14 protein-coding genes are annotated in these 15,333 nt (G+C 48.0%); 10 read left to right on the forward strand and 4 right to left on the reverse strand.

Features of this window, described 5'->3' with window-relative positions:
* The first annotated feature begins 4 nt into the window (after positions 1-4).
* From ACY2RR_RS12775 to ACY2RR_RS12785, 3 genes are all read left to right on the forward strand, one after another.
* Positions 5-1,555, forward strand: a complete 1,551-nt coding sequence (locus ACY2RR_RS12775; RefSeq protein WP_490108539.1) for a hypothetical protein — start codon at positions 5-7, stop codon at positions 1,553-1,555.
* 59 nt (positions 1,556-1,614) lie between these two features.
* Positions 1,615-2,067, forward strand: a complete 453-nt coding sequence (locus tag ACY2RR_RS12780; RefSeq protein WP_490108540.1) for a ferritin-like domain-containing protein — start codon at positions 1,615-1,617, stop codon at positions 2,065-2,067.
* Between the two features lie 123 nt (positions 2,068-2,190).
* On the forward strand, positions 2,191-2,766 hold the full coding sequence (locus ACY2RR_RS12785) for a GNAT family N-acetyltransferase (protein ID WP_490108541.1): 576 nt from the start codon (positions 2,191-2,193) through the stop codon (positions 2,764-2,766).
* A gap of 14 nt (positions 2,767-2,780) precedes the next feature.
* On the opposite strand, the gene ACY2RR_RS12790 is transcribed toward ACY2RR_RS12785, so the two are convergent.
* From ACY2RR_RS12790 to ACY2RR_RS12805, 4 genes are all read right to left on the reverse strand, one after another.
* Complete coding sequence (locus ACY2RR_RS12790; RefSeq protein WP_490108542.1) at positions 2,781-5,879, reverse strand: efflux RND transporter permease subunit; 3,099 nt, start codon at positions 5,877-5,879, stop codon at positions 2,781-2,783.
* Positions 5,876-7,216 (reverse strand): efflux RND transporter periplasmic adaptor subunit, encoded by a 1,341-nt coding sequence (locus tag ACY2RR_RS12795; protein WP_490108543.1) that lies wholly within the window; start codon positions 7,214-7,216, stop codon positions 5,876-5,878. The genes ACY2RR_RS12790 and ACY2RR_RS12795 overlap by 4 nt, the downstream gene beginning before the upstream one ends.
* On the reverse strand, positions 7,203-7,841 hold the full coding sequence (locus ACY2RR_RS12800; protein ID WP_490108544.1) for a TetR/AcrR family transcriptional regulator: 639 nt from the start codon (positions 7,839-7,841) through the stop codon (positions 7,203-7,205). The genes ACY2RR_RS12795 and ACY2RR_RS12800 overlap by 14 nt, the downstream gene beginning before the upstream one ends.
* Positions 7,842-7,936: 95 nt before the next feature.
* Positions 7,937-8,368, reverse strand: coding sequence for a hypothetical protein (locus tag ACY2RR_RS12805; protein ID WP_490108545.1), 432 nt, complete (start codon positions 8,366-8,368; stop codon positions 7,937-7,939).
* A 99-nt stretch (positions 8,369-8,467) separates the two neighbouring features.
* On the opposite strand from ACY2RR_RS12805, the gene ACY2RR_RS12810 reads away from it, so the two are divergent.
* From ACY2RR_RS12810 to tssK, 7 genes are all read left to right on the forward strand, one after another.
* Positions 8,468-8,971 (forward strand): pilin, encoded by a 504-nt coding sequence (locus ACY2RR_RS12810; protein WP_490108546.1) that lies wholly within the window; start codon positions 8,468-8,470, stop codon positions 8,969-8,971.
* A gap of 215 nt (positions 8,972-9,186) precedes the next feature.
* Positions 9,187-10,347 (forward strand): D-alanine--D-alanine ligase family protein, encoded by a 1,161-nt coding sequence (locus ACY2RR_RS12815; protein WP_490108547.1) that lies wholly within the window; start codon positions 9,187-9,189, stop codon positions 10,345-10,347.
* Positions 10,347-11,504 carry an ABC transporter substrate binding protein gene (locus tag ACY2RR_RS12820; protein ID WP_490108548.1) on the forward strand — a complete coding sequence of 386 codons (1,158 nt, stop codon included), beginning with the start codon at positions 10,347-10,349 and terminating at the stop codon, positions 11,502-11,504. The genes ACY2RR_RS12815 and ACY2RR_RS12820 overlap by 1 nt, the downstream gene beginning before the upstream one ends.
* Positions 11,488-12,225: a substrate-binding periplasmic protein gene (locus ACY2RR_RS12825; protein WP_490108549.1), complete on the forward strand. Its 738-nt coding sequence runs from the start codon at positions 11,488-11,490 to the stop codon at positions 12,223-12,225. Before ACY2RR_RS12820 ends, ACY2RR_RS12825 begins: the two co-directional genes overlap by 17 nt.
* Positions 12,222-13,358 (forward strand): type VI secretion system-associated FHA domain protein, encoded by a 1,137-nt coding sequence (locus tag ACY2RR_RS12830; RefSeq protein ID WP_490108550.1) that lies wholly within the window; start codon positions 12,222-12,224, stop codon positions 13,356-13,358. Before ACY2RR_RS12825 ends, ACY2RR_RS12830 begins: the two co-directional genes overlap by 4 nt.
* Positions 13,355-13,966, forward strand: a complete 612-nt coding sequence (tssJ, locus tag ACY2RR_RS12835) for a type VI secretion system lipoprotein TssJ (protein WP_490108551.1) — start codon at positions 13,355-13,357, stop codon at positions 13,964-13,966. The genes ACY2RR_RS12830 and tssJ overlap by 4 nt, the downstream gene beginning before the upstream one ends.
* Positions 13,967-13,993: 27 nt before the next feature.
* Positions 13,994-15,328 (forward strand): type VI secretion system baseplate subunit TssK, encoded by a 1,335-nt coding sequence (gene tssK, locus ACY2RR_RS12840; RefSeq protein ID WP_490108552.1) that lies wholly within the window; start codon positions 13,994-13,996, stop codon positions 15,326-15,328.
* Positions 15,329-15,333 lie beyond the last annotated feature (5 nt).

The raw sequence follows: 15,333 nt of genomic DNA on the forward strand, positions 1-15,333 counted from the left end.
TGTCATGCACGGTGCAAAAAAATCAGCCAAATTTAACAGTCTCTGGGGCAAGGCCAGAGCAGACAGGCCAAAAAGACTTGGGGAAACAAAAAAACAGAATCACAAAAGTAAAATCTGTTGCCCTGAATACATATTAACAGCTAACGCTGATCACTGGTGGATTGAGGTCAAACACCTAGATTCAAGAAGGTGCCATAAAGCAGCCCCTTCGCCGCTTTTTTCATCCTTCGATAAACATACTGGCTTTTTAAAATTCACAACAAGAATGTCAAAAGAAATAAGAAAAAGCACAGATTCCGAACAGTTAATGATGATGGGTTCTTTATCTCAAGAGCGATTACGACGAACATTATCACTACAGGGGGAATGCATAAACAAAGGCACCTTGGAAAACAATTCGTCCTCTTGGGAACGCGCCCCACTCTCTTGGGAAAGACCTTCGTACTTAAAAGTAATCAATCAACATACTTATTATAAAAAGAGCGAACTAAAAATAACTGATGTGAACGTTTTTGATTCATGCAGCAGACTTTGGAACTCCAACATTATTGGTTCTCTTGTTGACATTACAGTGATAAACCCTGCTCGTTTTATAGGATTGAATACCAGTAATGTACTTGTAGAGTTTTCTTTCAAGACAACTGACGGTGTACAAAAATGGGAGACTAAAACAATGGGTTCATTTAGCGAGGTAGGCGAATGCGCAAGAATTGCCTATTTGGATGAATCATCAATACTAGTTATGACACGCGAGGGATACCACTATTTATTGGCACAAAAAGAAGACACATGGCGCTATACAAGGATACATTCAACGTGCATACCACACTCTGAAATGAGCCACCTTTACGTGACCAAAGATAGATCCATGTTTTTACATAACCCTCACGCTTCACGTATTTGGAAGTTGCGTACAAACGATAACAAATACCACTGGGAGATTGTATTTCCAGAACGAGAAGTCGTGTCAGTCTCTTATCAAGATCAACAACTACTAGTAGAGCTTCAAACAGTTATAGGAATGGAAGCTATGCTCTACAATAATAAAGAAGGTAGCTGGTCGAATATAGCATTCCTTACAGACTCCTCTAATTATAATTACGAGTTCACATGGGCTTCTTTATCAGATGATCAAGCTCTACTTCAAAAGTCGGTTTCTTACTATGAAGAAGATATAGGATATGAATCCAGCATAGTTCTATGTACGCGATCTTCTAATGGTTGGTTTTATGAAAGGCTTCAAAAAGAACCAGACCATTCACACGCCTTTTTCGGCAAAGCACTACTTTTGTCCGATGGACGAATTGTTACAGTCGAATACATCAACGATCGTAACTCTCTGAAAAACATCACATCAGAAGCCCATATCAGAGCCTGGGAGCGAGGGGATTCTGCCCAATGGGAAGCTGTAACAATTACCAAGTTACCTGACGTAAACAGAGTAAAAACCATGATGCTTGCCGAGCTTTATCCCGGAATATTGTTAGTCCATGATGGAAACCGGGACCTCACTTTTGACCTGTACAATCCACAACCAGCAGTTAGTAACCAATAAAAAACCCTTGTCTATACTCCACTGGCCTGATGAGCAATAAAAACCGTGGAGACTGCAGTATGTCCAATCACAAAGCCGCTATTGTGGCCAAGCTAAATAATATTCTCGAGCATGAACTGGCCGGTGTTGTGCGTTACACCCACTACAGTTTTATGGTCTTTGGTTACAGTCGTATTCCTATCGTTGGGTGGTTACGCGGTGCCGCAACGGAAACGCTGACCCATGCCCATGAAGCTGGAGAGATGATCACCCATTTTGGAGAACACCCTTCCATAGGCATTGGAGAACTTCTGGAAACCTCCCAGCACGATATTCACAGTATTCTCACCGAGTCTCTCCAGTTTGAGAAAGATGGCGTTGCCCTCTATTACCAGCTTCTTGATCTGGCCGAAAAGAAAAAGTCGGTGCTAATTGAGGAGTATGCCCGCCGACTGATTGCCGAAGAAGAAGGTCATATTGGCGATATTGATAAAATGCTGAGACAGCCCGGAGATATTGCCAGCGTTATTTAACATCTTAAGCAGTACAGGCTGTTTGTCGTGAGCAGTCTGTACTGTGGTGAATACCCACATAACCAGCCCATTCCAGAGAGTAAGCTGTCATATTTGAATCTATGGAACTGAGGCTGGTTATAGATGGATACACAATCAGAACGGAAAGGATGCAGTAGACAAGAAACATCTGACTTCTTTCTTGAATCTGAACGGTTGGGCTTTCGCTGCTGGGCTGAACAGGACATTGATCTGGCAACAAAGCTATGGGGAGATTTTGAAGTTACCAAACTCTTCGATGGGCGCGGCTCTCTTTCCAGTCAGCAGGTATCTGAACGCCTTCATAATGAAATCCAGAATCAGCGGACCTATGGCGTTCAATACTGGCCGGTTTTCCACTTAGAAACCGGAGAACATATTGGTTGCGCAGGTTTACGGCCTTACGATCTGTCTAACGCTATTTATGAGATAGGGTTTCACATCTGCTCAAATCAATGGCGCAAAGGATACGCTGAAGAAACTGCCCGCACCGTTATTCAATACGCCTTTAATACCAAAGATGCCAAAGTCCTGTTTGCCGGTCACAACCCAAAGAACAAAGGCTCACGCCATCTGCTGCTTAAACTGGGGTTTACCTATACCCATGATGAATTCTATGGCCCCACCGGGCTGGAACACCCGTCTTATCTTTTAAAGAAAGATGAATGGTTTTCAGAATAAGCAGCAGTGTTTATCTACGCCTTATTCATAGAAACCCAACCTCTGTCATCAAGCACAGCGTAGGCCGCTGGTACCACAAACAGAACCAGCAGTGTTGAGGCAAAAATACCAAATACAATCGATACCACAAGCGGTTGAACAACCTGAGCTTGGATGCTGGTTTCCAACATCAGAGGCAATAATCCGACAGCAGTGGTTATAGACGTTAGAAAAACAGCACGGAACCTGTCCCGACTGGCGCTAACCACGGCCTGCTCAACAAGTTCGCCGGCATCAACGTGGTGACGTATATATTGCACCAGCAAAATAGAATCGTTAACCACAATACCGGCCAGGGAAATAAATCCCATTATGCTGGGCATACTTAACGAGAATCCCAACAATAAATGCCCCCAGAACACACCGATTAAGGCCAGAGGAATCGCCAGCATAACTACGAAAGGTTCCCGATAGCTGCGGAACTGAAAACTGAGAATGGCAAATACTCCAAACAGCCCCATCAGAAAACCCCGAGCCATAGAAGCAGCCGTTTTCGCTCTATCTTTCACTTCACCTTCGAAACCTATACGAAGTTCTGGAAATTGTTCCCGGAGTTCAGGAAACAGCTCCTGCTGCATTTTCTGATTGATTTCAGTGGCATCAGCCTGCTTCTGGTCGATATCTCCAAACACGGTCAGGGTTCGTAACCCTTCTATCCGCTGAATGCGTACAAAGTTTCTCTGGTAATCCAGGGTTGCCAGAGTCGCCAGAGGAACCTTGTTTCCATCATTCAGAACAATGGGAAAACTTGGAAGAGCCTGCAAATTACCTGCTTCTTTACGATCAAGGCGAACCTGTACTTCAATATTTTCAGGGCCAATCTGGATTTCATCCGCCGTTGTTCCGTAATAAGCAGACCGCAACTGGCTGGCAATGGTCTGTCCATCAACCCCAAAGCTCTCAACGCCCGGGCGAAGTTGTACCAGTACTTCCTCTTTACCCCGACGCATGTCGTCCAGAAGATTACTGACACCCAGAAACTGAGCCAAATATTGTTGAATGCGTAAAGACACATCTTTCAAGACATCCAGATCATCATGCTGAAGCCTCACCTCAATATCCCGGCCTCCTGGCCCCATGCTTTTCTGGCTGAAGACCATAGATACAGGTTCCGGCAAAACGCCCACACGTTCCCGCCAACTATCGATAAAGTCATCGATACGGGTGTTGCGGATTTCTGCAGAAAGAAGATCAACCCGCACTGTGGCAATATGAGGCCCACTTTCACCGGCATCCTGGTTGAAGTTGTATTGCTCAGTGGTGCTTTGCAGTAAACGGCGCCCGCCTTCTTCCCGTTCACTGTATTCCATTCCCAGTTGCTCGGCAGCACTGACCAGCTTGGCAACTATCGACTCTGTTTGCGCAAGAGTTGCTCCGGGAGGAAGAATGATCCGCGCTTCGGCAACATCACCGTCAAGATCCGGGAACCCGATAAACCGAATTACGCCTCCAGCCACTAAAGAAAAAGAGATCAACAGTAAACTGAACACTCCACCGAGAAAGAGGTAACGCCATTTCACGGCAAGTGTAACCAGTTCTACCAACCCCTCAGTTCTGAAACGTTCAAAACCATCAAGAAACCTTTGTTTAAACGCAGGGACAGGTTTTTTCTGCTTATGGGAATGAAGCGAATGAGACAGGTGATGAGGAAGTATCAAAAATGCTTCTATAAGACTGAGAGTCAGTACAATAATCAAAACCTGGGGAATCAGCCTGAGCACCGTGCCCATTTCCCCATCAAGAAACATCAAACCACCGAAAATGCAGGCCGTGGTCAGGAATGATGAAAACACACCTGGCAGAACTTTTTTCACACCTTCAATAACGGCATCATCCAGTTGCAGCCCTCTCTCTACATGGGCAGCAATGGATTCAGAAATCACAATGGCATCGTCCATCATAATGCCGATGGCCATTAACAAAGCCACCAGCGACATGATGTTGACCGAGAGCCCAAGCAGGGACATCACCACCAGTCCACCAAGAAAAGCTACAGGCAAACCAGCTGCAACCCAGAAGGAATAGCGCAGACTGAAGAACAACCACATCACCACAAACACCAGAACAACACCCTGCAGGCCGTTATCCAGCATCATGGTCAGGCGATCCCAAAGCAGGGATGAGAAATCATTGGTCAGGGTGAGAGTAATACCAGCCGGAGCAACAAGCTGTTCATTCTCAACAAATTGTATGACCCGATCTTTGATACGCAAAGCATCATCAGCTTTGTTTTTACTGATAGTCAGAATGGCTGCGGGCTTGCCATTAAAACTGATACGTTCTTCATCCAGTTCAAAACGATCGGTCAGGGTAGCAATATCTTTTAACCGAACCACACCACCCTCAGGGGATGAAACAACAATCGTTTCACCAAGGGTATCCGGAGCAATTTTTTGCTCATCAAAGCGAATCAGCAGATTTTTGCTGGCTGTCTCAAGATTGCCACTCGGCAGCTTTATATTCTGGCGGGATAAAGCCGATGCCACTTGATCAACACTCATCCCCAACCGACGCAGATCCACCTGCCTGAGAGACACTTCGATCTGGTGATCAGAGAATCCCTTAATAGTGACAAGGTTGACTCCGGCATCAATTTTCAGGCGGCGCTTGAGTTTTTCTGCATAGGCCTTCAATTCAGGTTTGGAAGTCTCCGCAGTAATGGCCAGATCAATAACCGGTTCATTCCAGTCCATCTCTTCCACAACAGGCCGTTCAATCTCCGCCGGGAAATCATTAACGGCATTAATACGGGTCTGCACATCAATCAGCATGCGGCCGATATCCGCACTTTCTTCCAGTTCGAGAATCAACTGCCCCAGGCCTTCAGCGGCCTGGCATTTGGTTTCTTTTATATTGCTTAAACCATCAACCGCATCTTCCATGCGCATGCACAGACTTTCTTCGACTTCTTTCGGAGTCGCTCCGGGATAAACAACTCTGGCAGAAATATACCGGGCACTGAACTCGGGGAAGGTTTCTCTTTTAATCTGGGGCAGAGTCAGAATGCCAGCCAGCAACATAGCCATCATCAGCAAGTTTGCCGCTGTTGGATGACGGGTAAAAAAGCGGATCATTGCCCAGCCTCCGCCACGACCTTAAGGCGAGCACCGGCAATAGCGGGCATCAGATCATTTGTAACAATCTGCATGCCTTGTTTAACGGTTTCACTATCCGGAAGGCTGGCTATAGCGGCCAAATTATTTCTGCGGAACAGCAATTTTACTGAAGCTGGCTGCATACGCTGATTTTCGTCAACCAGATATAACGTACTTCCATGCAATGCCCCCTCTGGTACTACTAAATGAGGCTGTGGCTGCCCGGTTAATTCCGCTTCTACAAACAAACCATTCACCAGTGGCGGTTCTTTTTGAGCAGCCAGAGCCGCAACATCTTGGTCAACTTCCAGTATCACGCCCACAGTGGCCTGGTTGGGATCAACGGTTTCGCTGATTCGGGCAACCCGGGCCTGTTTTTCCAAACGGAAGTCTGCACTGGTCAGAATAACCTTGGCTTTTAACCCAAGGTTTTCAACCCGCGGGCGCTCACTTTCACCATCAAGAGCGACGCTGTTAATCAGAGTTTTCATATCATGCAAAGCAACCTGAGCTTCAATTTCCACCGTTTCCACTCCATGGGCTTCCACCAGTTGCTGTTGCAGAGAAACAGCCTCCCCCATCTCCACATTCACGCTGGCAATGCGAGCCGTTACTGGTAAAACAATGCGGGTATTGTCCAATGAATGAAGGGCTTCCCTCATTCGGGCCTGATTCACATTCAGCTGGGCCTGGGTTACCTTCTGGTCTGCTGGAATCAGCGCCAGCTGGTTCTCTAAATCCTGTATCCGGGTTTGCAGACTCAGGTAAGTCTGCTGCTGGCGGTCATAATCTGAGCGGGAAACAGAGCCCTGCTTAAACAGTCGGGCCATACGTTCCAGCTCGGTTTTACCCAGTTTCCGGTTAGCCTGTTCCAGCTCAAGGGAGAACTGCAGATTGGTTTTCTGCTGCTGCAAGCGGATTAATTGCGCCTGTGACGCAGCCACATCCGCTTCAGCCTGAGCCAGCTTGAGTTCATAATCCAAAGGATCAATAGTGAGAATTTCCGTGCCAGCTGGCAGGATTCGGCCTTTTTCCAAATCCGGGTGTAAAGCGGTAATTTTGCCACTGACTTCCGCTACAGCTTTCCAGTCCACTTTTGGAGAAACCCTGCCAAAACCGGAAACAACCGGTGCGATATATATTTCTTGAATATCTGTTACCCGCGCTGGTGTAGCCCGCTCCGTTGCTGGTTTCAGCGCAGGGGCCTGTCTCAGGCTGGTGACAATAACCAGTACCACAATACCCACGGCAACAGCAGGGAGAAAAAGCAGCCTGGGATGCTGGTCGGCCCAGGCTTTCAGATCAGTTATTGTCATCACTCTCTTTCCTTAAAATTCCCTGCTTTAACAACCGCACATTGTGTTCAGCCAGTTGTTCTAAAAACTCATCATTCAAATCGAACGCTTCCCTCTCTCTGGCTACCGGCTCTATGAGAAAAGGAAAAACCGTCAGGCTCATTAGAGATAACCAAGCCATTCGGGGATCAACACCATCATCCAGAGACTCAGACAAACTGATGGAATGGCGCACCCGTCTGGAAAACTCTTCAGAAAAAGGCATAAGCCTGGTAAGGATTTGCTTTTGTGGCGCACTGGCTGGCATGGAAAGCACCCGAAAGATCAACCGGGGAATTTCCGGATTAGGAGCCATAACACGATAGTAAGTCCGCAATACCTGGATCATGCTGCCAGTTTCAGAACCCGAAGCTACCTTTCGGAACTGCTCCCTCACTGGCTGGGTGACTTCTGCCATCATGGCTTCAAACAAGCCATCTTTATTGCCAAAGTAGTAACGTATCAAGGCAGCATTCACATCTGCCTGTTTTGCCAGTAACCGGGTAGTCACCTTTTCATAAGGCATAGAGGCAAAAAGTTGCCGGGCACTGTTAATAAGACGGATACGGGCATCAGAACCACCTTTTGGACGTCCTGCAACAGCCATGATATCTCCGCTAATTCATCATCCGGTGAATATTCTACGAAAGACCGGAAATAACTGGCAGAGCATTAATTCCGCCAATTTCATCATTTGATGAATTACTGAACAGGCAGGCTGACAATAACCTCCCGGGCCAGCCCAACAGCAATCAGTGTGATGACCATAATGGTTGTTGAAACCCAGCCAGCCCACCTCGATCGAAGCCACCCGGTTATACCGATGGCAAGCAGAAAAACCAGAAGCCCGGTAGTCGCTCCAGCCGTACTGAAATTCCTGACATAAGCGACCTGTGCAACCAAACCCTCAGTAAACAACTGGACACCTGCAAGCCGTAGTATCAGGGATACATCCACATAGAGCGCAACCAGAAAAAGTAACGCGCTGATGGTAAACAGCAGAAAGCAAAAAGTGGCGAGAGGCCGGGGATCCCTGCCCCGAATGATCTGCACGGCGATCGAAAGAGCAAAGCCACACATCAGGCTGCTGATATAAGCAACCTGCCCTGTTCTCAACTCCAGAATTTCACTCATAAAGGCCAACTCCAGACAGGCTCAAACGAGGCCTTAATTATGGGTGAAGATTTGGCCTCCCCGGTCGATAGGCAAGGTAGTTGAACGACGGATAATGTTATGAAAAATGACAGGAAATCACCCCTAAACCGGCGAGGGTTTACCTTGATTGAGCTGATGGTCGTCGTTGCGATCATCTCGATTCTGGCAGCCTATGCCATGACAGAATTCGAGAAAAACGCTGGCCGAGCCAAAATTCAGGAAGTAATAAGCCTTGCGGAAGGGGTGAAGGTTGAAATTTTGGAGTATTACAGCGTTAACGGGGAACTTCCACCCACCAGCGACTGGAGAGAAGTCACCGACTCAGAGACTATCGGGTCCTGGCGTGTAGCCCGCTCTTCCGACACCCCTACCCGTGGCACTATTGCCGTAACCCTGACTGACAAAACCTATCCAGGCTCCAACGGCAACAAAAGAATACAGCTGGAAGCCAATGTTCAGCCGGACGGAACGCTGGAGTGGACATGTGGTACCCGCAACTACTCTTTACGCAGGGTTGATTTTGATTACATGCCACGAAACTGCCATAACCTGCTTATGTCTCCCTACGACGACAATCTCTAGCTAACATTAATATTTTTAGCCATTCTCAACTAGACTCTATTCCCGCAGGATCATGAGGCGGGAATAACAACCACGCCACCCTTTTGCGTTTTTGCAAAAATCATATTTTCTCTTCCCACTTTCGCTATCGACTCTTTGGCCTGCCTGCACATATCGTTTTGTCCAAATTCAGTGAATCTTCTTCTCTGCTCTCTGCGTAACCCCACTGACCAGAGATGACAAGCGGTAGTAGTTTCTCCATGCACAATGTTATTGCAGCCCTGTCCGACAACCACCACAGACTTAAGCAGCATCTCTCTATTGCTGTTATTCACGGTGGAAATAAAGACGACGAAGGCAGCTGTTTTTATAAAACACACAATCCCAGAGCCACCAAAAGCTATGAGCCTGTCGCCAGGCAGATTGCAGAAGCCCTGCGTAATGCTGGCTATCGCCATGTAATCACCCTGCCAGAAAATGCTCAGCTTCTTGAGCAGCTCCATAGCCATGGCATTGATATTGTGTTCTGCAACAGTGGCGGCCTGCAGGGTTATAACCCCATGTCACACCTTCCAGCTATGCTGGAAATGGTTGGTCTTCCTTACGTCGGGCACAACCCACTTAATGCCACCCAGCTTGATAATAAACATCTGTTTAAACAGGCACTGACAGACCTTGGCATTCCCACGCCAACATTTCTTGTTTGCCATAGCTGCAATCAAAGTTTTGAGGAATTAAAGGCCAGAATCGAGAAGCGTTTTGGTCAGACTGATGGGCCTTTTATTGTTAAGCCAACCTCTGGAAGAGCGTCCATTTATGTTAACTACGCAAAAGATATTAACGACGCCTGGCTATTAACCCAGGAAACCCTTAAAAAAACCTCAAACACAGTTTTGGTAGAAGAGTACCTGCCAGGACGTGAATTTGTTGTTGCGGTCAGTGGACCTGTTGTTAAGAACAATAACCGGCTGAATGTTCTTGAAACGCCCTTTGCCTTTTCAGTGATCGAAAGAAAACTTGAAGACAATGAATATGTTTTTACTTCAATGGATAAAAAGGCAATTTCATCAAACAGGCTGATGTCCGTTGATGATGAAGAGCTGATCCAGAAAATAAATCTCTTGGGCCAGCAGGTGCATGCAGGGCTTTGCCTGCAGGGGCTGGTTCGCGTTGATATTCGTATGGATGTCAACGGCCAGCTCTCAGTTATGGAAGCAAACCCTAAGCCTGACCTGACAAAGCCAGAACCCCACAAAACCAGCCTGGTTTGCCATGGGCTTCCCAGAGAACAAATGAGCTATGAAGAGCTAATCGAATCACAGCTTCTTAATGCTATCAGTCTGCGTATGAAAACATTGCCAGACTCCATCCCTCATATCTGCAGGTTGCTTCACTGATGGTTCAACACCTGCTAACCAACCTGTTTCACTGCATCCGATTGTTCAGCATATGCGTACCAATAAGCATGGCAGGGGCTGGCTACAGCCAGTCTTCGGAGTTTCCTCAATGGTTTGGAGTGAAAGATGATATTACCTCGTGGTCGCTTAATTTTGCCGAGCAGGGCCCGGCGTCGCCAGCTACTGAAAAGCAGATACTCTTTATCTATTCCAAAGCCTCGCAGGCTTATGACCAGGCCTTTTTAACCATCGGCAGATCGTTCCAGAAGCACCGGATAGATGCCAATTACACACTGGTCAATAATCGTACCGCACCGGAACTAACCGAGCAGCTGATAACAGGCAACCAATTTGACCTGATATTTATTGCCGGGTCCTCTGCAACAGCAAAACTCTATAAAAAGCACCCTCAACTGCAAACGCCTGTGGTGACAGTGACGGCAAAAGATCCGGTTATTCTTGGCTTAATTGACAGCTACCAACCTGCCTCTGGCAGTTATGCGTTTACTTCACTGGATATTCAGGCCAGCAGCCTGATGAGCTATTTGCAGACTATGAACCCCCAGCTGACAGCTATTGGAGTTTTGTACGGAGAAAATAACAACAGTGCCCTGAAAACCCAGGTACAACCACTTGTAGCTGCCGCAGAGTCTGCAGGTATAGATGTTGAAATGCTGGCTATTTCATCAGTCAAAACAGCAGATAGCATTCAACAGCAACTACCTGGTGTCGTTCAACGATTCCAGAACAGCTCAGAGTACAAAGGAAACTCTCTGCTCTGGATAACAGGAAGCACCGTTCTTTTTAAACACCTGGATCTCATAGATGAACTGGCAGGCAATACACCGGTACTCACAGCTGTTCCTGATTTAGTCAGCTCCAGTCCATTCAGCCCAATGCTGGCGATAGGAACAAGTTTTACTAGTAATGCAGCTCTTGCTGCACTGTATGGGCGCCAAATTTTGAACGGTTCTGTTTCACCAGACCAGTTACCGGTGGGAGAACTGTCACCACCAGATATCGCTATTAACTTTCAAAAGGTTCAGGAGTCCGGCTGGAAAGTGCCGGTCCGCATGTTTGAACTGGCCACCATTCTATTCAACAACAATGGCCAGTTAGTACAACAAGGGGGAATGCAGGTTGAACAGACAAGGTAATAAGCTGACCGCTTTGAGAGTCAGCTTGCTGTTGCCGCTTATGCTGTTCACAACAGTAGTCGCTGCGGCAGAAAGAATAAAGCTGGCGACCCAGGAATGGTCGCCTTACCAAACTTCAACACCTTCAGGGCAGGTTAGCGGTATTGCTATTGATCGGGTGCGCTGTGCACTGGCGACTATGCAGCAGCCCTATCAAATTGCCTTTATGGAATGGAGCAACGCCCAACTGAATGTGCGCCGAGGTGAGTTTGATGGTTTCTTTCTGGCTTCCAGAAACGAGGCTCGGGATAAATATGCAACATTGTCGGCCCCAGTGGCCCAGCAAAGCTGGGTTCTCTATAGCTTTCAGGACACCGCAGGTGACCTGTTTGCCACAATGGATTACAAGGAAAATGTCAGCATTGCCGCTACCTTTGGATCAGGTAAATGGTTCTGGCTGATGAAAAACGGTTATCGGGTCGACAAATATCCAAAAGATACCCGTCGCCTTGTCGATCTGCTGCTTGACAGAAAGGTCAGTGCAGTTCTTGAAACCCGCCTGGTTATGGAAGAAGAGCTGGCACGCAGGGGAATTAAGGCCGATATTCTCAACCAACTGGAAATACGCAGCAGTGATCTGGGCGTTTATTTCAGCAATACCTTTTTGCAAAACAATCCCGGCTTTCTGGAAAGCTTCAATCGTGCACTATCACACTGCCGCACGCAGAAGGAGCAGCCATGAGCTTACAACTCCAGGTTATTCATATTCCTGAAGGGGAGTTACTGGCGGATACTCTGTTTAAAGTTGCCAGCTCCGGTGGCCTGATCGGACGTGCGCCAGATTGTGTGGTTTCTCTGCCAGACAATAGCCGTATGATTTCCAGCCGTCACGCCCGGTTGTTTCAGGAAGACGACAAGTGGCTTATTGAAGACACAAGCATCAATGGACTTTTTATTAACCAGTCAGACCGGCCTCTTGGGCGTAACAGGCGGCACACGCTGGTTGATGGTGACATTCTTACCTGTGGCGAATACCGCATACAGGTGAACCTGTTCTCTCCGGAAGTCAGCCTGACTCCAGGATCGTCCTCCCTCTCTTTTGAAAATACTGAGCCAGATACAGGTGAGGATGATCCATTTTCCGAGCCAACAGAGTTTCAGAAACTACCTGGTGCAAAACACTCCGCTGCTTTGGATGACCCATTTGCAAGCCCGGCAGCCAGCGATTTCCAAAGTTCATCGTTGCCGGTATCGGAAGATATAAGTCTTTCCGCTGATGAATCATTTCTGTCTCAGGCTTTGCCTACTGAAGAGAAAAATACACAGCCAGTAAAGGTTACCTCTGACAACCTGATTAATGTGTTGGATCAGGAAAGTGATGATGTTCAGGGCATCCAGGCCGTGGACATTATTTCTCCATCACATCAGCCTGTTACACATTCAGAGTCTTCTGTTACGGCACAGACTCAGGACAATACGACTGTGCAAAATCCACCAGCAGCATCTGTACTCTCTCAAACCTCCAGATCTTTACCAGCTTTTACAGCCCAGGCTGAAAGCGAACTTTATCGCCTTCAGGAAGAGAACCGACACCTGCGGGAAATGTTGAAAAAAAAGAGCCGACTGCAGAAGAAAATGATCTATCACTGCATGGGTGAAGCTCTTGAGCAGACACTGATGGACTTTTCACCGCCTTACCTGGAAAACCTGTTCGATGACTACTCTGCGAAAAAAACGGGATGGCTGAAGAAGCGCGATAACTGGCAGCTGTACAGCCGCCACTTCAAGCGGGTTATGAAAGAACAGACATTGCGTCTGAAATTTACCGCCCGGTTTCAGGATGCTATGCGCAAGCTTCAGGAGAAAGATACATGAAACTCTTGAACGCCATTGTCATCACAGTGCTGACACCGTTACTGCTGAGTGGTTGTAGTATTTTTTCGGGGTCTGCAGAGCAGGTCAGCCAGATTCAAAACAGCAACACCACCCTGGAACTGTCTTTGGAGGCTGGTTATGACCTGAACCCCAATGACCGTGGACAGGCGTCGCCCTTGATCATACGGCTCTATGAACTCCAGGCTGCTGACTTGTTCTCCCAGGCAGATTTTCTGGATCTGTTCGAGCAGGATTCTGCTGCGCTTCAGGACAGTCTGATCAAAATCCACCGCATTCCGGCCCAGCGCCCGGGTCAGAGAACTCAACTCTCAATCAACCTTGATGCGGCCACCCGTTATATCGCCGTGCTGGCAGAGTTCTCTCAGTATCTGGATGCGGATGCCCGGGTTATTGCCCCGGTAGTTCAGGACACTCGCAATATTGGCCGTCTGACTATGGACGGCAACAGTCTCTTTCTGCAGATTTCACCCGAGCGTAATGCCATCGAACAAGCCCAAGATTGGTGGAGTCAGAAGCTGAACAGTATTCCCGGTATCGCCCCTGGCACAGAAAATCCGGAACCGACTCACTCGTCTGGTCAGCAGTAACCGGATAACAAAGCATGGAATTCGCCAATGGATAATAATCGTACCGTATGGCATGAGGGCATGTTTCTCAGCCCACAGCATTTCCAGCAGCAGGAACGCTATCTGGAATATTACAGCCGTCAGCTGATTGCTTTATCTGCGGGAAAGCCAGCAGGCTTCTCTGAACTGACTATCGATCAGGAGCAGCTGTCCATTGGGCGTTTTATGTTGCGCCGGTGCAGTGGCATTCTTCCGGACGGAACACCGTTCCGTTGCCAGAGTGCAATTGTTCGAGAAATAACAACACCAGAACCCGGCTCACTGATTTATCTGGCATTGCCAGCCGTGCGCCCTGGTACTGTCGATACCAGTGCGGAAGGCGAACAAAATTCAGGTGCATCCCGTCATCTCAGTTTTGATCATGACGTTTATGACAGTGCAGACAAAGACAATGACCCGGTTTCCCTGACACTGTCACGTCTGAACCTGAAAATTCTTCTGGCCGATGAAGAGCCAGATACTCATATACGCCTGCCTGTTGCCCGCATCCAGGAAAAACAGAATGATGGCCGCCTGCTGCTGGACTCAACTTTTATTCCCCGCTGTCTCGACTACCGCAGCAGCCAGTACCTGAAAGAACAAGTGCAGAACCTGCAGGCCCGTATGAGAAATCGTGCGGCCATCATGGCAAACCAGATAGGCCCTCACGCAGAACAGAAAAGTGTTCACACCATGCAGCTGGAATACCTGTGGCTGCAGGCTCTGAACCGTTACTCTGCACGTCTGACCAGCATTGCAGGCGGAGAATGCCTGCGCCCGGGAGAGCTTCACCGGGAGCTGGTCACCATGGCAGCGGACCTATCAACCTTCACCACAACACTGGCGCCTGAGTTTCAGAACTATAACCCAGAGGAGCCCTACCAATCCTTTGCTCCGGTTCTGACTGCACTTCAGCAAAACCTGAGACAGGCACGCAACGAGAAGATTCTCTCTCTACCATGGGATGACAGTCTATTCGAACGCCGTCGCTTATTACGCACGATGGTGGAAGACCGTTCACTGTTTAATGATGGCCGCTTTATCCTGGCTGTCACCAGCTCCCTTGGGCCTGGTCGCTGCCGTGAACTGTTTCCGGCATCGGCCAAACTCGCAGGCCATCAGCGCATTGCCGAGCGGGTTCGAGGAGCTTTATCGGCAGTCCCATTAACTGCGATGCAGATTCCTCCTCTGGAGCTGAAAGCCCGGGCCGATACGGTTTACTTTGAAGTGGATACCAGCCATGAACTCTGGCAGGAGATTATCTCCAGTCAGGATGCCATTGCTCTCCACATAGATGAACAGATATCGGCCGACAGCAAAGTCGCCCTGTATGTTGTGAGGTAACATTT

The organism is Parendozoicomonas sp. 2304DJ65-17, from assembly GCF_058148445.1.

Excerpts from the sequence above, each read along its gene's own strand:
- ACY2RR_RS12780 (WP_490108540.1), top strand. The coding sequence starts at position 1,615 with ATGTCCAATCACAAAGCCGCTATTGTGGCCAAGCTAAATAATATTCTC.
- ACY2RR_RS12800 (WP_490108544.1), bottom strand. The coding sequence starts at position 7,841 with ATGGCTGTTGCAGGACGTCCAAAAGGTGGTTCTGATGCCCGTATCCGT.
- ACY2RR_RS12790 (WP_490108542.1), bottom strand. The coding sequence starts at position 5,879 with ATGATCCGCTTTTTTACCCGTCATCCAACAGCGGCAAACTTGCTGATG.
- ACY2RR_RS12785 (WP_490108541.1), top strand. The coding sequence starts at position 2,191 with ATGGATACACAATCAGAACGGAAAGGATGCAGTAGACAAGAAACATCT.
- ACY2RR_RS12795 (WP_490108543.1), bottom strand. The coding sequence starts at position 7,216 with ATGACAATAACTGATCTGAAAGCCTGGGCCGACCAGCATCCCAGGCTG.
- tssJ (WP_490108551.1), top strand. The coding sequence starts at position 13,355 with ATGAAACTCTTGAACGCCATTGTCATCACAGTGCTGACACCGTTACTG.
- ACY2RR_RS12810 (WP_490108546.1), top strand. The coding sequence starts at position 8,468 with ATGAAAAATGACAGGAAATCACCCCTAAACCGGCGAGGGTTTACCTTG.
- ACY2RR_RS12820 (WP_490108548.1), top strand. The coding sequence starts at position 10,347 with ATGGTTCAACACCTGCTAACCAACCTGTTTCACTGCATCCGATTGTTC.
- tssK (WP_490108552.1), top strand. The coding sequence starts at position 13,994 with ATGGATAATAATCGTACCGTATGGCATGAGGGCATGTTTCTCAGCCCA.
- ACY2RR_RS12830 (WP_490108550.1), top strand. The coding sequence starts at position 12,222 with ATGAGCTTACAACTCCAGGTTATTCATATTCCTGAAGGGGAGTTACTG.
- ACY2RR_RS12805 (WP_490108545.1), bottom strand. The coding sequence starts at position 8,368 with ATGAGTGAAATTCTGGAGTTGAGAACAGGGCAGGTTGCTTATATCAGC.
- ACY2RR_RS12775 (WP_490108539.1), top strand. The coding sequence starts at position 5 with ATGCACGGTGCAAAAAAATCAGCCAAATTTAACAGTCTCTGGGGCAAG.
- ACY2RR_RS12815 (WP_490108547.1), top strand. The coding sequence starts at position 9,187 with ATGACAAGCGGTAGTAGTTTCTCCATGCACAATGTTATTGCAGCCCTG.